This is a genomic window from Nocardia colli, from assembly GCF_008704205.1.
GTDB classification, from domain to species: domain Bacteria; phylum Actinomycetota; class Actinomycetes; order Mycobacteriales; family Mycobacteriaceae; genus Nocardia; species Nocardia colli.
The window spans coordinates 49601-66428 of sequence record NZ_VXLC01000045.1 but is presented as its reverse complement, the minus strand read 5'-3'; the positions used below and the strand labels follow the sequence as shown (position 1 = coordinate 66428).

13 protein-coding genes are annotated in these 16828 nt (G+C 68.1%); 5 read left to right on the top strand and 8 right to left on the bottom strand.

The features are described 5' to 3' along the window. Nucleotides 1-24: 24 nt before the first annotated feature. A complete protein-coding gene (locus F3087_RS43860; RefSeq protein ID WP_150408125.1) occupies nucleotides 25-333 on the top strand; it encodes a hypothetical protein in 309 nt (102 codons plus the stop codon). 15 nt (nucleotides 334-348) lie between these two features. Here the strand turns inward: F3087_RS43860 and F3087_RS43855 are convergent, their stop codons facing one another. Continuing rightward, nucleotides 349-771, bottom strand: a complete 423-nt coding sequence (locus F3087_RS43855) for a MarR family winged helix-turn-helix transcriptional regulator (RefSeq protein WP_150408124.1) — start codon at nucleotides 769-771, stop codon at nucleotides 349-351. A gap of 288 nt (nucleotides 772-1059) precedes the next feature. Here F3087_RS43855 and F3087_RS43850 point away from each other — a divergent pair, with 288 nt between their 5' ends. Next, entirely contained in the window at nucleotides 1060-1776 is a 717-nt protein-coding gene (locus tag F3087_RS43850) for an alpha/beta fold hydrolase (protein ID WP_150408123.1), read from the top strand. A gap of 166 nt (nucleotides 1777-1942) precedes the next feature. On the opposite strand, the gene F3087_RS43845 is transcribed toward F3087_RS43850, so the two are convergent. Further along, entirely contained in the window at nucleotides 1943-2515 is a 573-nt protein-coding gene (locus tag F3087_RS43845) for a CGNR zinc finger domain-containing protein (protein ID WP_150408122.1), read from the bottom strand. A 79-nt stretch (nucleotides 2516-2594) separates the two neighbouring features. On the opposite strand from F3087_RS43845, the gene F3087_RS43840 reads away from it, so the two are divergent. Both F3087_RS43840 and F3087_RS43835 read left to right on the top strand, forming a co-directional pair. Further along, the gene (locus F3087_RS43840; protein ID WP_150408121.1) at nucleotides 2595-3992 is read left to right on the top strand and encodes an MFS transporter; all 1398 of its coding nucleotides are present in this window, start codon (nucleotides 2595-2597) and stop codon (nucleotides 3990-3992) included. A 66-nt stretch (nucleotides 3993-4058) separates the two neighbouring features. Then, entirely contained in the window at nucleotides 4059-5180 is a 1122-nt protein-coding gene (locus tag F3087_RS43835; protein ID WP_150408120.1) for an epoxide hydrolase family protein, read from the top strand. 93 nt (nucleotides 5181-5273) lie between these two features. Here F3087_RS43835 and F3087_RS43830 read toward each other — a convergent pair whose 3' ends face one another. Continuing rightward, a complete protein-coding gene (locus tag F3087_RS43830) occupies nucleotides 5274-6116 on the bottom strand; it encodes a hypothetical protein (protein WP_150408119.1) in 843 nt (280 codons plus the stop codon). After that, a complete protein-coding gene (locus F3087_RS43825; RefSeq protein WP_150408118.1) occupies nucleotides 6113-6772 on the bottom strand; it encodes a hypothetical protein in 660 nt (219 codons plus the stop codon). The genes F3087_RS43830 and F3087_RS43825 overlap by 4 nt, the downstream gene beginning before the upstream one ends. Before the next feature lie 231 nt (nucleotides 6773-7003). On the opposite strand from F3087_RS43825, the gene mug reads away from it, so the two are divergent. After that, the gene (gene mug, locus F3087_RS43820) at nucleotides 7004-7567 is read left to right on the top strand and encodes a G/U mismatch-specific DNA glycosylase (RefSeq protein WP_150408117.1); all 564 of its coding nucleotides are present in this window, start codon (nucleotides 7004-7006) and stop codon (nucleotides 7565-7567) included. Nucleotides 7568-7593: 26 nt separating this feature from the next. On the opposite strand, the gene F3087_RS43815 is transcribed toward mug, so the two are convergent. The 4 genes from F3087_RS43815 to F3087_RS43800 are packed head-to-tail and all read right to left on the bottom strand — an operon-like array spanning nucleotide 7594 to nucleotide 16826. Next, nucleotides 7594-13581 carry a type I polyketide synthase gene (locus tag F3087_RS43815; RefSeq protein ID WP_150408116.1) on the bottom strand — a complete coding sequence of 1996 codons (5988 nt, stop codon included), beginning with the start codon at nucleotides 13579-13581 and terminating at the stop codon, nucleotides 7594-7596. Further along, nucleotides 13574-14623, bottom strand: coding sequence for a serine hydrolase domain-containing protein (locus tag F3087_RS43810; protein ID WP_150408115.1), 1050 nt, complete (start codon nucleotides 14621-14623; stop codon nucleotides 13574-13576). Before F3087_RS43810 ends, F3087_RS43815 begins: the two co-directional genes overlap by 8 nt. 2 nt (nucleotides 14624-14625) lie before the next feature. Beyond that, a complete protein-coding gene (locus tag F3087_RS43805) occupies nucleotides 14626-15432 on the bottom strand; it encodes an ESX secretion-associated protein EspG (RefSeq protein WP_150408114.1) in 807 nt (268 codons plus the stop codon). Then, nucleotides 15429-16826: a hypothetical protein gene (locus F3087_RS43800; RefSeq protein ID WP_150408113.1), complete on the bottom strand. Its 1398-nt coding sequence runs from the start codon at nucleotides 16824-16826 to the stop codon at nucleotides 15429-15431. Before F3087_RS43800 ends, F3087_RS43805 begins: the two co-directional genes overlap by 4 nt. Nucleotides 16827-16828 lie beyond the last annotated feature (2 nt).

Sequence of the window (16828 nt, the reverse complement as noted above, 5' to 3'; positions counted from 1 at the left end):
GATCACAAGATTCAGGAGAGTGTCATGGCGGCAGGACGTCGTATCCAAGTGGACACCGCGCGTTTGCGGCAGGCGGCGGAGCAGATGGACGAGGTCGGCACGGAGACGAAGAACATCATCGCGAACTTGCGGAATATGATTGAGGCGCAGGGATTTCCGTGGGGTCGAGATGACTACGGCAACAAGTTCACCAAAGGCGGAAAGGGCTACAGCACTTCCGAGACGAACCTGCTCGCCGGCGGCGACAACATGTCGGAGTCAGCGGGCAAGTTCGCCAAGGGGATGCGCGACGCCGCGGACACGATGGACAAGATGGACGACCGCGCACAGTAGTTCCACAACTCGGCGCTAGCGTCTCGGCTCCAGGAGTTCGGCCAGCGTGACAGTGTCGCGCACGTAACGCTCATACGGGAAGCCGACGGCCAGCAAGGCATCGCGTAGTTCGTCCTGGAGTGGCTTACCACTGGTGTGGAAGGCGTTGCGGCCGGCTTCGGTGGTGCTGACCAGTCGCCGGCGTCCGTGCTCTGGGTCCGGGTCGACCTGGATGAGTCCGGCTGCTTGCAGCGGGCGCAGGGCCCGGCTGATCGCCGGGTCGGAGACCGAAAGCGCTTGCGCCAGTTGGTGCTGGGTCATCGGCCCACTCTCGTCCACCATGCCGAGCAGCCGCATCTGGCTATAACTCAACCCACCCGAGGCTTCCACGCGCCGCCGAGTGGCCTCACCGAGCAAAAACACCACGCGATGCAACAAGTCACCCAGCCCATCATCCATGGTGCGAGCGTACCAGAATCTTGTGTGGTTAATATTAACCACACAACGCTGGCAGATCCCGGCCCGCCGGTGTTGCAGAGCGGATTGAGGCTGCGTCGACGGAATCGGTGCGTTCTGTGGGCTCGGGCGTCGGTTTCTGTCCTTGCGTTCAGGGGTGATGTCGGAAAGCGGCGAGATCGATCTCGCTGGCTCGGCGCCGGCCCGGCCGCCTGGTTGCCTTGTGCTGCGAAGAGATTGCGGCGGCTGGTCCGCTGAATGGGAAGCACGGAGGCGGTTGTGGCGAATGTTGTGCTGGTGCACGGGGCGTGGAGTGATGGGTCGCTGTGGCAGGAGGTGATTGAGGTCTTGGATAGCCAGGGGCATCAGGTGCGGGCTGTCCAGTTGCCGTTGACCTCGCTCAGCGATGACGTCGCCTGGACACGGCGGGAGATCTCGAGTTTCGACGGGCCGGTGACACTGGTCGGGCATTCCTACGGCGGCATGGTGATTTCCGGGGCTGCCTGGCATAACGAGCAGGTCGACTCGCTGGTGTTTGTCGCGGCTTACGCTCCAGAGGAAGGCGAGACGGTCGCATCGCTCAGTAACCGTGGTGCGAAAATGCCTGGCGGTGAGGCGATCCGGTTCGCTGCCGACGGTTGGTCGATCATCGATCCCGCCGAGTTCGCCGATGTGCTCGCCGCCGATGTCCCCGCCGCAACGGGCAGAGCGCTGGCCGCAATACAGAAGCCAACCCACGGCGCATGTTTCTCCCAGCCTGCGGGGCCGGGTGGGTGGCGCGATCTGCCGTGCACTTACCTGCTGTCGCTGGAAGATCGGATCTTCGACCCCGCGTTGCAACGTTGGTTCGCTGACCGGACGAACGCCACCCTCACCGAGCTGCACTCCAGCCATCTGTCCCCACTCACGCACCCCGAAGACGTGGCCGCCGCCATCGGCAAGACGCTCGACGCCGAACGGTTGGGTTTGTCGGCTGATGCGAGACAGGGTGTCGAAACATCGAGATAGTCTCTGCCGCCGCACTTTTCCTAATTCGGCAAGCTTTCCGACGATCGCGCCGTGGCCGGTTGGCTTGACACAGCGGCGGCCCTGCGGGGCTTAGACCTGTTGCGATCTGCACGTCCGATCGCCGGCCCGGACGACACCAGACCTAACAGGGGCTACGTGCCAGTTCTCAGCTCGGGCTCTGTCGACTCCGGTAGGCCGCGACGCTGGCCCTGTGTGCGCAGGTTCGGGTGCAGTACTGCTTCGAGCCGTTGCGGGAGAGGTCCACGAAAGTGGCCCGGCATCTCGGCCCGGCGCATGCGCCGAGACGGGTCGGACCGAGGGTGGCGATCACGGAGGCCAGTGCGCTGAGTGTGGTCGCGGCCAGGTGCGCCGAGTAGCGGTCGGTATCGGACGTGACCTCGGTCCACCAGCGGTCGTGATCGTGGCGCAGCGCCGGGGTGGCGCGGCTGTTGCGCAGGCCGTCATTGATCAACACCGCAGCTCCAACCGGGTCGGTGCTCGCTTGTTCGAGCACGGCACGAACCGTCTCGCGCACCGCGCGGACCTCCGCCAGGTCGGCGCGGGTGAGACGCTGCCGCATACCGGCCGAACTCGCAGGCTCGACCGCTGAATGCGCCTCGGCAAAGTCCCGGAGCTGCTCCACAGTCTCGAGCGCATCCTCGCCCTTGACCGGCCTCGAGGTGTTGGCCAGATCGACGGCCGTCTGGACCGCCGAGTCGTTGTTACACGCATCAAGCATTTGACGTGTCTCCTCGCTGCTCCGTAGTGTGACACCCATAGTAGCTTTCACGTGTCACCATCTGTGGGAGGAGGCGACGATGCCGCAGACGATCCCGTCTGAAAGAGATCTCAGCGGCGGATCGAAACACGCCTCCGACGGCCGCTGGCTGGGTCTGATCCTGGGGATGTTGGTGCTGCCGCAGTACGTAGCGCTCGGCGCACCGTCGGTGGCGCTGCCGGCCATCGGCCGCGCGCTCGGGGTGCCGTTCGGGGCCACGGCGTGGATCCTTGCCGCATGGTCGCTGACCTCCGCGCTGGCGATGCCGGTCGCGGGTCGGCTGATGGCCCGGTGGGGGTCCTTCCGGGTGCTCGTGGCCGGGGTCGTCGCACTTGCCGCGGGCTCGGCGCTCGCGGGAGCGGGCCCGACGCTGGCGGTCGTGATCGTCGGTCGGCTGATCGGCGGCGCCGGAGCCGGTGCGACCGTGATTGCCGTATTCGCCACGGCCACAGCCCTTCCCGGGCGGGAACGGATCCGCGCGCTGGGCATCATCGCGGCCGCCAGCGCGACGATGTCGGCGTGCGGGACGCTGCTGGGCGGGGCGGTCACCGCATGGCTGGGGTGGCGTGCCGTGCTCGCGATCCCGGTCCTCGCACTGCCCCTGCTGCTGGTCGCATCGGCGGGTAGGCGCACTTTCCCGCGGATCGGCGAGCGGGACGGCTCGGCCGGGCGACTCGACATCGTCGGCGTGGCGGTGCTGTCGGTATTCGCCGGCTCGTTGATCACGCTGCTGCAGGCACATTCGGTCGGCCTGCCCGCTCCGGTCACGCTCGTGGTGGCTGCCGCCGGGGTGCTCGCCGCGGTGGGACTGTGGTGGCGGGTGTGGCGCACGCCCGATGGGTTCGTGCCTCGGCGGGTGATCGCGGCCCGCGGCTTCCTGCCGGCCGGGCTGGTCGGCGCGACGATCTTCGCCGGCTACTACGGGGTGCTGTTCCTCGCCCCGTCCCTGATCGAACAGGCCACGAGCGGTGGCCCTCTCGTGGCCGGCGCGCTCTTGGTCCCGGCCGCCGCCTGCTCGGTGCTGGCCGGCCGCGTGATCGGCACGGTGACCGACCGGTTCGCAGGTTGGCAGATGTCGGCTGGGCTTGCGGCACTCACCGTAGTCGGCGTGCTCGTGGTCGCGATCTTCGACGGACCGATTCCGATTGTCGTCGGCGCGGCGCTGACCGTGTGTGGCTTCACCGGCGCCCAGGCCGTATTGGTAAGCCTCGCACCGGAACTGGTCGCCGCGCGCGACCGCGACACCGCGCAGGGCCTGCTCAACTTCATGATCTTCCTGGGTGGCGGGATCGGTCCGGCTGCTGTCGCGGGCCTGTCCGGCATCGCGTCGGTACCGGTGGCTCTCGCCGTGCTCGCGGCTCTTCCGCTGGCCGGACTCGTCCTCAGCCTGACCCGCCGTCCTGGCGCAGGCCGTCGACCTGAACCTGATGGGCGATGACGGGCCACATCCGTCGCCGGCTGCATCCACATCCGATCCGATAACTATCGAGGAAGCGAGTCCGCTATGCCCGCCGAGCCATTCGAAGTCAGCATCACCGAAGCCGAGATCGCAGACCTGCGTGCACGATTGCGCCGGACGCGCTGGCCCGAGCCGGAGCCGGTGGACGACTGGTCACAGGGTTTGCCGCTGGCTTACGCGCAGGAGCTCTGCCGCAGTTGGGCCGAGGACTACGACTTCGGATTCGCCGCGCGACTGAACGCTTTCCCGCAGTACCGCGACACAATCGACGGGCTCGGCATCCACTTCCTGCACGTCCGCTCGCCGGAGCCGGACGCGTTCCCACTGGTGCTCACCCACGGCTGGCCGGGCTCGGTGCTCGAATTCCTGGAGGTCCTCGGCCCGCTGACCGACCCGCGCGCGCACGGCGGCGACCCGGCGGACGCGTTCCACGTGGTCGCGCCGTCGTTGCCCGGGTACGGCTGGAGTGACAAGCCGTCGACGACCGGGTGGGGCGTCGAACGCATCGCGCGTGCCTGGGACACGCTGATGGTCTCGCTGGGTTACGCGCGGTACGGCGCGCAGGGCGGTGACTGGGGTTCGGCGGTGTCCGGCGCGCTGGGCGAGGTGGCGCCCGAGCGGGTCGTCGGCTTACACCTGAACCTGGCGTCCGTGGCGGCGGGCACGTTCGACGACCCGACGCCCGCGGAGCTGGCAAACCTCCAGTCCGAGAAGGCATTCCAGCGCACCGGCCGGGGGTACTCGGCGATCCAGGCGACCCGGCCGCAGACGCTCGGCTACGGCCTCACCGACTCCCCGGCAGGCCAGGCCGTCTGGATCGCCGAGAAGTTCTGGGCCTGGACGGACAACAACGGCCACCCCGAGGACGCGGTGTCGCGGCAGCAGCTCCTCGACGAGATCTCGGTCTATTGGTTCACCGCGTCGGCCACGTCGTCCGCGCGCCTGTACTGGGAGAGCTTCGCCAACTTCCGGGACAAGGTCACCGCGCCGGCCGGGCTGTCGATCTACCCGCGCGACATCACCCGCCCGTCACGGCGCGAGGCGGAGCTCCGGTTCACCGACCTGCGCTGGTTCGAGGAACTGCCGCGCGGCGGCCACTTCGCCGCGCTGGAGCAGCCGGCGTCGCTGGTCGAGCAGGTGCGCGGATTCTTCCGTCAATTCCGCTGACTGCCTGTCGATTTCGGTGGCGGTCCGTTGTCTGACCATCGCCGCGAATCCCCGTCCGGGCAGCGGTGCCGGGCGGGGATTCGAGTCGGACGTTCAGTAACGGAAATGGCGCAGAATCGGCCCGCAGACGTGCCATTCGTCGCCGCCGTCGTGCGCCTCGTGGGCTAGATGCGCGACGTACCACATGACGTTGTCCTGGCCGTCCGTGTTCTCCCCGTTGACGTGCTGCCAGATCTGATCGTCTTGGCTCGTGCCGTGGGCGCCCCGGAGATCCTCTGCTCCGTGATAGGCGACGATCGCCACGTCCAGATTCGAGAACCAGTCGCTGGTGCCGTCGAACGGTCCCTTGTCGATCAGGAACCCACGGTTGGTGTCCTTGTTCATCACCGCCCAGCGGTTGTCGCCGGTGTGGACCGTCGACACCTCGCTCGTCTTCGGATTCCAGCCGGGGCCATATCCCCAGTCCTGACTTGTCGGCAGATGCTGAAGCGCGAGATTGTTCTGCGACCCGTCGATATCGAAATCGAACCGCCAATAGACATGGTGGCGATGATTGTAGGGATGCTGGAGTCCCGCGCTGTACATCTGCGGCAAAATGATGCCGTCGTCCCGGAATATCCAGCGATTGAGCAGACGGTAATTCACGATGCGGTGATAGGAGTCGACCACCAGGAATCGGAATCCGTCGCCCGGACTGCCTTCATATACCTCGACCGGTCGTTGCAGATTCGAGGTTCCCATCTGATCCTTATAGGGACCGCCGCCCTGGTCGTATTGGACTCGGATCATCGGCACGCTGGCCTTGTACAGCACCTTCTTGCCCCGATAGAAGACCTCACGGAACCTGATCGCCTCGGTATCGCCGTCGATCATCTCCCAGTTGAATGTCCACACCGGAGCCTCCGGCGGCCAACTCACCACTCCGGACACGCTCATAGCAATCCCTTCGGAAACAGGCCGGCCTGCACGACCTCGTCGGTGCTCAGGTCGACGATGGCGAAGGCGGCCGGCATCCGCAGATCCCGCGGCCCGAACCGCAGATCGACGAGCCGGTGCCCGTGCCTGGGGCTGTGGATGTCGACGTCTTCGATGATCAGTCCCAGACCGGTGCCGACGTCGATTCCGTTGTCCGGCAAGTGACCGTCCGCGCGGACCAACTCGATCGCGCGCCGCTCCTCCTGCGCGGATACGGCCGGCTGGTTCGACGAGGTGGTGACTTGCACGACCGCGCGCTGAGCCGGGTCGACGATCGCCTCGATGGTGATGTCCGCGTCGTAGTCGTAGATGACGACGACGGGATACTCGGTGTTCCGATCCAGCTCTCGGGTACCGACGCTGATGATTTCGTACCGTTTGCCGCGCAGCAGCTCCTCGATTTCGGTCGCCGCGAGGGCGATCTCGGGTGCCGCCGCCGCACGCCGGTCGAGTTCGGCGAGGCTTCGCTCCTCGTACCGCACCGGCGTGGTCTCGACGGCCGGGAGAAATCGCCCCCAATCCTCGGCGTCGCTGTATTTCGGTTCGATGACCGGACCCAGATTTATTATTTCCGTCTTCAAGAACCCCGGTGGGGGAAGTTGAAACCTTTCAGGCATGCGAGCCTCCGCTTGTCCAGATTTGTTTGCGCACGGTGTTTTGCGCACTCTTATACTTCGGCGGCGAGTTGCGCCGGAGCGTGAGTATTTCCGTACCCGAATTGCACGCTGATCAGCCGCCTATTATTGGGGTAGTCTGCGCGGTCCGCTGAATGAAAAGTGGCTTGACGAACCGGCGGTGCGCCGAGCCCTGCGGCAGGTGGCCGGCGGGGTACCCGGCAGACTGAGGGGATGAGTTCTGGTTCGTCGGTTCGGCCGTCGCCCGCGGATCTGGCCGCGGCGCAGGACAAGACTGTTCCCGATGTGATCGGGCCCAGCTTGCGTGTGCTGTTCTGCGGAATCAATCCGGGTCTGTGGTCGGGGGCCACCGGACATCACTTCGCTCGTCCGGGAAATCGGTTCTGGCCGGCCTTGCGCCGGTCCGGCTTCACGCCGCGCTTACTGCGCCCCGACGAACACCGGGAACTGCTCACCTTGGGCATGGGGATCACGAATGTGGCCGCACGCACCACTGCCAAAGCCGACCAGCTGACCGCCGACGAACTGCGCGCCGGCGGACGTGCCCTGGTCGGTCGGGTCGAGCAGTACCAACCCCGAGTCCTCGCCGTACTCGGTATCGGCGCCTACCGCACGGCGTTCGGTCGTCCACGCACCACCGTCGGCCCCCAACCCGAGCAGATCGGCGACACCGCGGTGTGGGTGCTACCCAACCCCAGCGGCCTCAACGCCCACTACACCCTCGACGCCCTCGCCGCGGAGTTCCGCACGCTGCGCGAGGCGGTCGACACCGACTGACCCGCCTCCGCATGCGATCGGACAGGTCACTCCAATGCTGCGTAGAGATGATCGGTCAGCGTTGTGGCAGTGGGGTATTCGAACACGATCGTGGTCGGCATGGAGATGCCCAGGGCGGCGCGCAGGCGATTGCGGAACTCGACGGCACCGAGGGAGTCGAAGCCCAGGTCCTTGAAGGACTGGTCGATGCCGATGGCGGCGGGGCCGTCGTAGCCGAGTACCGCGGCCGCAGTGGATCGGACGAGCGCGAGTATCTGCTCGCGTCGTTGGGTGGGGTCGAGTCCGGCGAGGCGGCCGAGAGTGGGCGCGCCGGGTGCGACGCCTGTCTTCGGCGCTGCTCGCACCAGGCCGCGGGCCAGCGCGGGAAGGATCTCGCCCGACTGCATGGCGGCGATGTTCAGCCGGGCGGGCAGGGTGCAGGGGCGGCCGAGCTCGATCGCCTCGTCGAACAGGTCCAGGGCCTCGGCTGATGACATCGCGACGAGCCCGCCTCGTGTCACGCGAGTCCGATCCTGCTCGCGCAGATGCCCGGTCATGCCGGTGGCATCGGCCCAGAAGCCGAAGCCGAGCGAGACGGCGGGCAGGCCGAGCTGGGATCGGTGCGCGGCGAGCGCGTCGAGGAACGTGTTGGCCGCGGCATAGTTCGCCTGGCCGGCCGGGCCGATGACGCCCGCGATCGAGGAGCACAGGACGAACATCGACAGCTCGGATCCGGAGGTCGCCTCGTGCAGATTCCAGGCGGCGTCGATCTTCGGCCGGAGCGCCGTGTCGAGTTGCTGCGGAGTCATCGTATCGATCACCGCGTCGTCGAGGACGCCGGCGGCGTGGATCACGCCGGTCAACGGCGGGTCGATGTGCGCGATCGCTGCCCGCAACGAATCACGCTGCGCCACATCGCATGCCACGATCCGAACGGCCGCGCCGAGCGCGCTCAGCTCGCGGTGCAGTCGGGCCGCACCGGGCGCCTCGATGCCACGGCGGCTGAGCAGCACCAGGTTTCGGACGCCGTGGCGGGTCACGAGATGCCGCGCGAGCAGCGCGCCGATGGCGCCGGTGCCGCCGGTGATCAGAACAGTGCCGGCCTGCCGTTGTTCGGCCGGGATCATGAGCGCCAGCTTGCCGACGTGTCGCGCGTGACCGAGGAAGCGCAGTGCTTCCGGCGCACGACGGATGTCCCAGCGGCCGACCGGCAACGGCCGCAATACACCGGATTCGAACATCGCCGCAATGTCGGCCAGCGCCTGCTGGATCCGCTCGGCACCGACGTCGAGCACGTCGAAGGCCTGGTATGCCACGCCGGGGTGGGCCGCCGCAACGGCGGCCGCGTCGCGGAGGTCGGTCTTACCCAGCTCGATGAACCGGCCGCCGCGGGGGAGCAATCGCAGTGACGCATCGACGAAATCACCTGCGAGCGAGTCGAGTACGACGTCCACACCGGCGCCGGCGGTGGTCGCGAGGAACGTCTGCTCGAACTCGAGCGTGCGCGAGTCGCCGATGTGGTCGTCGTCGAATCCGAGCGCCCGCAGCTCGAGCTGCTTGCCGGGGCTCGCCGTGACGAACAGTTCCGCGCCCCAATGCCGGGCCAGCGCGATCGTGGCGAGGCCGACACCGCCGGTCGCCGCGTGTACCAGCAACCGCTCGCCGGGCTCCAATCGCGTCAGGTCACGCAGGGCGAGGTAGGCGGTGAGGAACACCGCGGGCGTGCCGGCGGCTTCGGCGAACGACATGCCCGCCGGAATCGGCACCACCAACCGGTGATCGGCGATCGCGGTCGACGCGATCGGACCCAGCAGTCCCATCACCCGGTCTCCCGGCACGAGCGCCGTGACGTCGTGGGCGACCTCGACCACGACACCGGCTCCGTCGGCGCCGATTTCGGCGTGCACGTCGGCGCGGGACTCGTCGTACATGCCTAGCGCGATGACGACGTCGCGGAAGTTCAGCCCGCAGGCACGGACCGCTATCCGGACCTCACCGTCCCGCAACGGCCGCTCCGGTTCGGCAAGCGACTCCAAGCGCAGGTTGGCCGACTGTAGCGTTCCGGTGCCGGCGGTCCGCAACTGCCAGGGCCCGGCATCGAGCAACTCGGGTTCGTCGACCATGTCGACGCGGGCGCGAACGAGCCTGGGCGCGTAGATGTTTCCGCGCCGGTAGGCGAGCTGTGGTTCATCGCCGGCCAGCGCCGCCGATATCGCCGCGCGGCGGTGTACCCAATCGTCGACATCCACGAGCGCGATTCGTCCCGGGTGCTCGTTCTGCGCCGCCCGCAGCAGCCCCCACACCGGTGCGTGCACGAGATCTTCCACGTCCTCGCCGCTGTGCACCGCGACCGCCCGGCAGGTGACGACGACGAGCGGGCTGTCGTCGTCACGGGCCAGCCACCGCTGGATCTGCTCGAGCACCGCGGCCAGTCGCGTGTGCACCGCCCGGGGGAGATCGCCGTCGGTCACCGGCGTCGCCCGGCATCGCAATATATTGGGAGACTGGCTGATTCGTTCCGAGCGGGATTCCGGGATCAGCACCGGAACCCAGTCGATGCCATACACCGGCGCACCCGCCAACTGCCGTCGACCGATCGACCGGAATTCGAGCGTATCGATCGCGGCGACCACGGACCCGGCGGTGTCGAACAGCGTCACCGTGGCGCGATCGTCGGCCTGCATCGCCACGTGCGCCCGCAGCGCGGTCGCGCCGACCGCGTACAGCTCGACGCCCTCCCAGGCGAACGGCACTGTCACCCTGCCGGTTTCGCGCGCGGCGAACGGCTCGATCAGCATGTGCAACGCGGCATCGAGCAGGGCCGGATGGAGGCCGAAGCCCGCCGTGCCGGAGGGGAGCGGCACCACGACGTCGGCGAAGAACTCCGCATCCCGCACCCACGCGGCACGAAGCCCGCGAAACGCCGGGCCGTATTCGTAGCCGCGGGCCGCGCATCGTTCGTAGAACTCGGCGATGTCGACCGGCGTCGCGTCCTTCGGTGGCCAGGCCGGGACGGCGGTCGGCGAAGCCGAGCGTGGGCGGGGGGACACCGCGCCGGCGGCGTGCAGCGTCCACCGCGCCGAATCGTCGGTGCGCGTATAGCACCGGACCGGTCGCCTGCCCGAGGATTCGGGCTGGCCGATGATCGTTTGCAGCTGCACCGCATCGGTGTCGGAGACGACGAGCGGCGTGTGCAGTACCAGCTCGGAAAGCCGTGGGCAGCCGACCCGCGCACCGGCCGCCAGGACGAGCTCGGCCATCGCGACACCCGGGAACAGGACCGTTCCGGCGACGGCGTGGTCGGCGAGCCAGGGCTGGCGGTCGACGGACGCCTCACCGGCGAAGGTCACTTCGCCCGACTCCGGGTGTTCGACTATCGCATCGATGAACGGGTGCACCGCCCCGGCTCCGCCCTCGTCGGGCGCGAGCCAGAATCGGTTGTGCTGAAACGGATATACCGGCAGGTCGACTCGTTGTGGTTGCAGCGCTTCGAGATAGGTCCGCCAGGAGGAGACCGCATGCACCGCGGAAAGCAGGAAGCGGCGCATGCCGCCCTGGTCGCGCCGCACGGTCTCGATCACCGTCACGTCGCCGGTGTCGAGCGTTTCCTCGATACCGACGGTCAGCACCGGGTGCGGGCTCACCTCGACGAAGCTGCGGTACCCGTGCTCGTAGGCGGCGCGCACCGCCGCCTCGAATCGCACCGGCTGCCTGAGGTTTTCGAACCAGTACCCGGCGTCGATCACGGTCGGCTCGAGCGGGCCGCCGGTGACCGTCGAGAAGAACGGCACCGTCACCTGTTCCGCGGCGGCGGTCTCGATCCCGGCGAGGGCCGAGCGCAATTCGGCGCTGATCGCGTCGACCTGGGCCGAGTGTGCCGCGTAGTTCACCGGAATCCGTTTGACGCGAAGGTCGTTGGCCGCACTGTGCTCGATCAGTTCCGTGATCGCGGCGGCGTCGCCGGACACCACGGTCGCCCGCGGTCCGTTGAACGCCGCGACGCTCAGTCGGCCGGACCATTTTTCGAGCAGAATGCCGACCTCGTCGACCGGCTGCGGGATCGACACCATGGCGCCGCGCCCCGCGATGGCGATGAGCGCGCGGCTGCGGACGACGACGACCCGTGCGGCGTCGGCCAGCGACAGCACCCCGGCGACGTAGGCGGCCGCGATCTCGCCCTGCGAATGACCGACGACCGCGGCCGGTTCGACGCCGATCGAGCGCCACAGGCGGGCCAGCGAGGTCATGACGGCGAACAGCACCGGCTGCACCACATCGACTCGATCGAGGCCGGGCGCACCCGGCCGGTGCCGCAGCACGTCGAGTAGCGACCAGTCCACCAGGTCGGCGAACACGGCGGCGCATTCGTCGATGTGCTCGGCGAATGCCGGTGCGGTGTCCAGCAATTCGATCGCCATCCCCACCCACTGCGATCCTTGGCCGGGGAACACGAACACGGTGTTCCCGCCCGGCCTGCCGGTGGTGACGACGTTGTCGGCGGCCCGGCCCTCGGCGATCGCGGTCAGGCCCGCGCGCAGTTCGTCGCTGTCCGCGCCGACGACTACGGCCCCGCAGTCGAGCCTCGCCCGACCGGTGGCCAGCGACCACGCGAGATCCACCGGCTCCTGGTCCAGCACCGTCAGCAGCCGGGAAGCGTGCTCCGCCAACGCCTGTCCCGTTTTCGCCGACAGCGCGAGCGGAACCACGACGGGCGGTCGGCGCCGCATCGCGGTAGTCGGTCCGGTCGGCGCCTGTTCGAGGATCACATGCGCGTTGGTGCCGCTGATGCCGAACGCCGAGACACCCGCGCGACGAACAGGGGAGTGCGCCGGCCACTCGGTCGGGTCGGCGACGACCCGTACCGCGCCGGCCGACCAGTCGACCGCACTGGTCGGCCGATCGACATGCAGCGTCGGCGGAATCGTCCCGTGCCGCATGGCCTCGACCATCTTGATCACCCCGGCGACGCCCGCCGCGGTCTGCGTGTGACCGATGTTCGACTTCACCGACCCGACCAGCAACGGCGTTGCGGCCGTGTGCGTTTCGCCATACGTCGCGATCAGCGCGGCCGCCTCGATCGGGTCGCCGACCGTCGTTCCGGTGCCGTGCGCCTCCACGACGTCGATGTCGGCGGGCGTGAGTCCGGCGTCGGCGAGCGCCTTGCGGATGACCCGTTCCTGCGCGGGGCCACTCGGTACCGTCAGTCCGTTCGACGCGCCGTCCTGATTGATCGCCGATCCGCGCAGCAACGCGAGCACCGGATGATCGTGGCGCCGGGCGTCGGAGAGCCGTTCCAGGACCAGGACGCCCACGCCTTCGCCGATCCCGAAGCCGTCCGCCGCGGCCGAGAACGGCTTGCACCGGCCGTCTTCGGCGAGCGCGCCGAGATCGGCGAGCTCGATGATGGCACTCGGCGAGCTCAGCACCGTCGCACCGCCGGCCAGCGCGAGCGTGCAGTCGCCGGTCCGCAATCCCTGGGCCGCAAGGTGTATCGCGACGAGCGAGGAGGAACATGCCGTGTCCACGCTGATCGCCGGGCCGGACAGCCCGAGTGTGTACGCGACCCGTCCGGACGCGACGGCCGGCGCGGTGCCCGTGGTCAGGTGGCCCGCCAAACCCATGCCCTCGGCGGCGAGCCGACCGCCGTAGTCCAGTGCGGCGACGCCGAAATAGACCCCGGTTTCGGAACCGGCCAGCGACAGCGGATCGATACCGCTGCGCTCCAAGGCTTCCCACGATGTTTCGAGCAGCAGTCGCTGCTGTGGCTCCATCGCCAACGCCTCGCTCGGGCTGAGGCCGAACAACCCCGCATCGAACGCGTCCGCCGCGTCGAGAAAGTTCCCGTGCCGGGAATTGAGCGAGGCCGGGAATCTGCTCCGGTCCCAGCCGCGATCGGCCGGGAATTCCGACGTGGCACTGCGGCCGGCGGCCGCGAAGCGCCAGAGATCGGCCGCCGAGGCGATACCGCCCGGATATCGGCACCCGATGCCGACAATGGCGATCGGGTCGGCGGCCGCGCGGACCGGCTCAGCCATCGACGAATCTCGGATACAGCGCCCGCATCAGCTCGAGCGCGATCTCCATACTGATCGCGTCCACGTTCGCCGACATGTTGGTGACGACCGCGATCGACGCGTCCTCGGCGGGATAGCGGTACACCGCGCACGACGAACCGGGCATGACGCTGTTGTGGCCGAGCAGCGCGCCGAGGCGCTGCACCCCGAGCCCGTATCGATGGAAGGCCCGCCGCCGGTCCAGGTGTATCGGCGTCAATCGCGCCCGCTGCGACTCCGTGGACAGCAGCGTGCCGTCGGCCAGCTCGCGCACCCAGACCAGCAGGTCGTCGACCGTGGAGATCATCCCACCGGTCGTCCACAGGACATGGGGGTTCATGTCGCCGAGCTCGCGCAGCGTGCCGTCGGGCATGCGGGTGTAGATCGTCGGGTGCGGCTCGGGAAGCTTTGCGACCGAAGGGAATTCGGTGCTGACCAAGCCGGGCAGCGCGGCGACGACATCGTCGTTGAGCACGTCGGCGGCGCGTTCTCCGGTCACCCGCTCGAGCACGAGGCCGAGCAGAATGTAGTTGCTGTCGCAGTAGTCGGCCTTTGCCCCCGGCTCGAAAACCGCAGGCCCGCTTCGCATCAGATCGACCTTGCGCGCTTGCGGCCAGTCCGCGTCGGGGGTGTCGAAGGACAGCTCGTCGCGCGTCGGCAGCCAGTCCGGCAGGCCGACGAAGTTGGCCACACCGGAGGACATATTGAGCAGCTGCCTGATCGTGATGCGCTCACCGTTCGGGATCCCCGGGACGAACGGTTCGAGAGGGTCGTCGAAACCGAGTCGCCCCCGGTCGATCTGCTGGAGAACGGCCGTCGCGGTGAACGACTTCGTGAGGCATCCGATGCGATAGTGGTCGCCGAGCCGGAACGGTTCGCCGGTGGTCAGGTCCGAGACGCCGAGCGCGAGCTCCCACCGCTGATCGCCCACTTCGACGACCGCGCCGAGGCCCGGCAGGCGGTGCTCGTAGAACTGCGTCTCGAGGACGAAATCGAGTGTGTCACAGGCTATCTCGTCCAGCATGGTCAGACGACGCGGAATTCGCGTTCAGTGGGCCGGTTCTCCCGGATCCGTCGGACCAGTTCGACGACCCGCTGGTTGACCAGCGCCTCGAACGCGTTGCCGTCCACCGGTATCGCGACCGGATTCGGCTTGGGCTCGATGACGTAGCGGCCGTCGTCGGCGAGGTCGCGCCAGCGCAGGAGATAGCCACGGCGGTCCTGGATCCAGTGCACCCCGCTGCCCGGCTCGACCTTCAGCTCGCCGAATTGGGTCGCTCTCGCGTTGCGCCAGTGGTCGGATCGCTGCTCCGGCGACTCGTCCCCCTCGAGCACCTGCGAGGAGCCGTAGCTGTAGTCCATGCCATCCGGCTTCTCCGAGAGGATCGGGATTTCGCCCCGCCTCCCGGGTCCGACCTTCGGCAATTGGTCGAGCACGGCCTTCGCCAGTCCAGGGACGTCGGTCTCGTAGACATTGATGTCACCACCGCGCTCGGCGGTCTCGCCGGGCTCCTGGGCCAACACCACTGCGAAGCTTTCGCGCCGCAGTCCGACCACGCGCGTCACCGCCGACATGTCCGTCTCGTCGTCGGGCGCCTCACCCGCCGCCCAGATGACGATGTCGGGCTTGACGACGGCCTCCCACAACTGTTGTGCGTCCTCCGGAAGAATCGCCAGCAGTCGTTCCGCGGTTTCCCGCTTCGCCTGGTAGTAGTCGCTCTCGTACTGGTGAGTCGGCCAGTGCGTCAGCGGAAACGGCAGGGTGTCATCCGACATCAGCTCCCACAGCACGACGAGCTCGAGCGACGTCAGCCGCCCCCGGTGAACGCTCACCGCTCGACGACCGGCTTCGACGTCACCGGGGCATCACCGATCGCCTCCTCGATGTGCTCGGTCGAATCGAGGTAGTCGGCTCGCTTGTGCTCCTTCTGCTGACCCTGGGCGCCGGGACCGGGGCCGGGGCCCATGCCCATTCCCGCGTTCGACGCGAGACCGGCACGCGCGCCGGTCGCGGCGCCGTTCGCCGTCGCCTCGGCCCGCGGGAACAGCTTGGACGCCTTGTCCAGATTCTGGTTGACGCCAGTGGTTTTCGGTGCGCCGCCGGGACCGGGGCCCGCGCCCTTGGACCCGGCGGTACCCATCGCCTTCTTCGCCTGCTCTTCCAGGTCCTTCAGGCTCGGGATGCCGGGGATGCCGGCCAGGCTCGCCTGCTGTGCGGCCTGCTGTGCCGCACTGGCCAGTTGCGATCCGACCTGCTGGGCGGCCTGCGAGAGCTGCTGGCCGATCTGCTGCGCCATCTGCGCGGCCTGCTGGCCCGCTTGCTGTGCGGCCTGCTGGGCTGCCTGTTGCTGGGCCTGCTTCTGCTGTTGCTGGGCGCGCAGCTCCTGGTCCGCGCGCGCCTTCGCCATCTGTTCTTCCAGGGCTTTGCGCTGCGCTTCGGCGTCTTGGCGCTGCTTTTCCGCCTGCGCCTGGAGCTTCTGCTGATCTTGGAGCGCGCTCTTCTGCAGGCCAGGGGGTCCGGGCGGCCCAGGAGGTCCGGGCGGCCCTGGAGTCTGGTGCGGCGACCGGGGGTCCGGCAGACCGGTCGTCACCGGTTGGGGGAGCGGGAAGGTCGGCATGGACCCGTCCGCGGATTTCCCGCCGGGAACGAAGATCTGGTTCATGACGTCGTTGGCGCGCTGGGTGAGCAACTGCTTCATCTGCGCGCGCGTCTGATCGGTCTCGTAGTCGCCCGAGGTCTTGATGATCGACTGCCCGTTGATCAGGTTGCCCTTGGCGTCCGGAATGTTGTTTCGCGTGTTGTCCAGGACCTCCGCCGAGTAGTCCAGACTGTGCGCGACCGCGTTGATCACCGTGGGGAGGGTCGAGAGTTGATCGGCGTAGCGCTGGACCGCCGCCGACGCGCTGCGGCCGCCGCCGGAATCCCACGAATCGTGGATCTTCGACTTCACCTCGTTGGAGAATTTGCCGGCGAGTGCTTGCAGCGCGTTGCCGTGATTGCGCCAATTCGTCGCCATCCCGCGCACCGATGTGGAGTTGATCGAGTCACGATAGGCGACAAGGGTTTCCAGGTCCTTGCCGTAGGTCTCCCAGGCGATCTCGCCGGTCTCGGTCCCGACCTTGTCGTCCGTGCCCAGCACGGTACTCGCGGGTACGTTCCCGTCTTTCGGCTTGAACTCGTTCAGGTTGTACGACTTCGGCTTACTCGGCGGTGGCGAGTCACCCATTG

Coding starts and splice junctions, on each gene's coding strand:
- F3087_RS43860 (WP_150408125.1), top strand. CDS start 25: ATGGCGGCAGGACGTCGTATCCAAGTGGACACCGCGCGTTTGCGGCAG.
- F3087_RS43855 (WP_150408124.1), bottom strand. CDS start 771: ATGGATGATGGGCTGGGTGACTTGTTGCATCGCGTGGTGTTTTTGCTC.
- F3087_RS43845 (WP_150408122.1), bottom strand. CDS start 2,515: ATGCTTGATGCGTGTAACAACGACTCGGCGGTCCAGACGGCCGTCGAT.
- F3087_RS43840 (WP_150408121.1), top strand. CDS start 2,595: ATGCCGCAGACGATCCCGTCTGAAAGAGATCTCAGCGGCGGATCGAAA.
- F3087_RS43835 (WP_150408120.1), top strand. CDS start 4,059: ATGCCCGCCGAGCCATTCGAAGTCAGCATCACCGAAGCCGAGATCGCA.
- F3087_RS43830 (WP_150408119.1), bottom strand. CDS start 6,116: ATGAGCGTGTCCGGAGTGGTGAGTTGGCCGCCGGAGGCTCCGGTGTGG.
- F3087_RS43825 (WP_150408118.1), bottom strand. CDS start 6,772: ATGCCTGAAAGGTTTCAACTTCCCCCACCGGGGTTCTTGAAGACGGAA.
- mug (WP_150408117.1), top strand. CDS start 7,004: ATGAGTTCTGGTTCGTCGGTTCGGCCGTCGCCCGCGGATCTGGCCGCG.
- F3087_RS43815 (WP_150408116.1), bottom strand. CDS start 13,581: ATGGCTGAGCCGGTCCGCGCGGCCGCCGACCCGATCGCCATTGTCGGC.
- F3087_RS43810 (WP_150408115.1), bottom strand. CDS start 14,623: ATGCTGGACGAGATAGCCTGTGACACACTCGATTTCGTCCTCGAGACG.
- F3087_RS43800 (WP_150408113.1), bottom strand. CDS start 16,826: ATGGGTGACTCGCCACCGCCGAGTAAGCCGAAGTCGTACAACCTGAAC.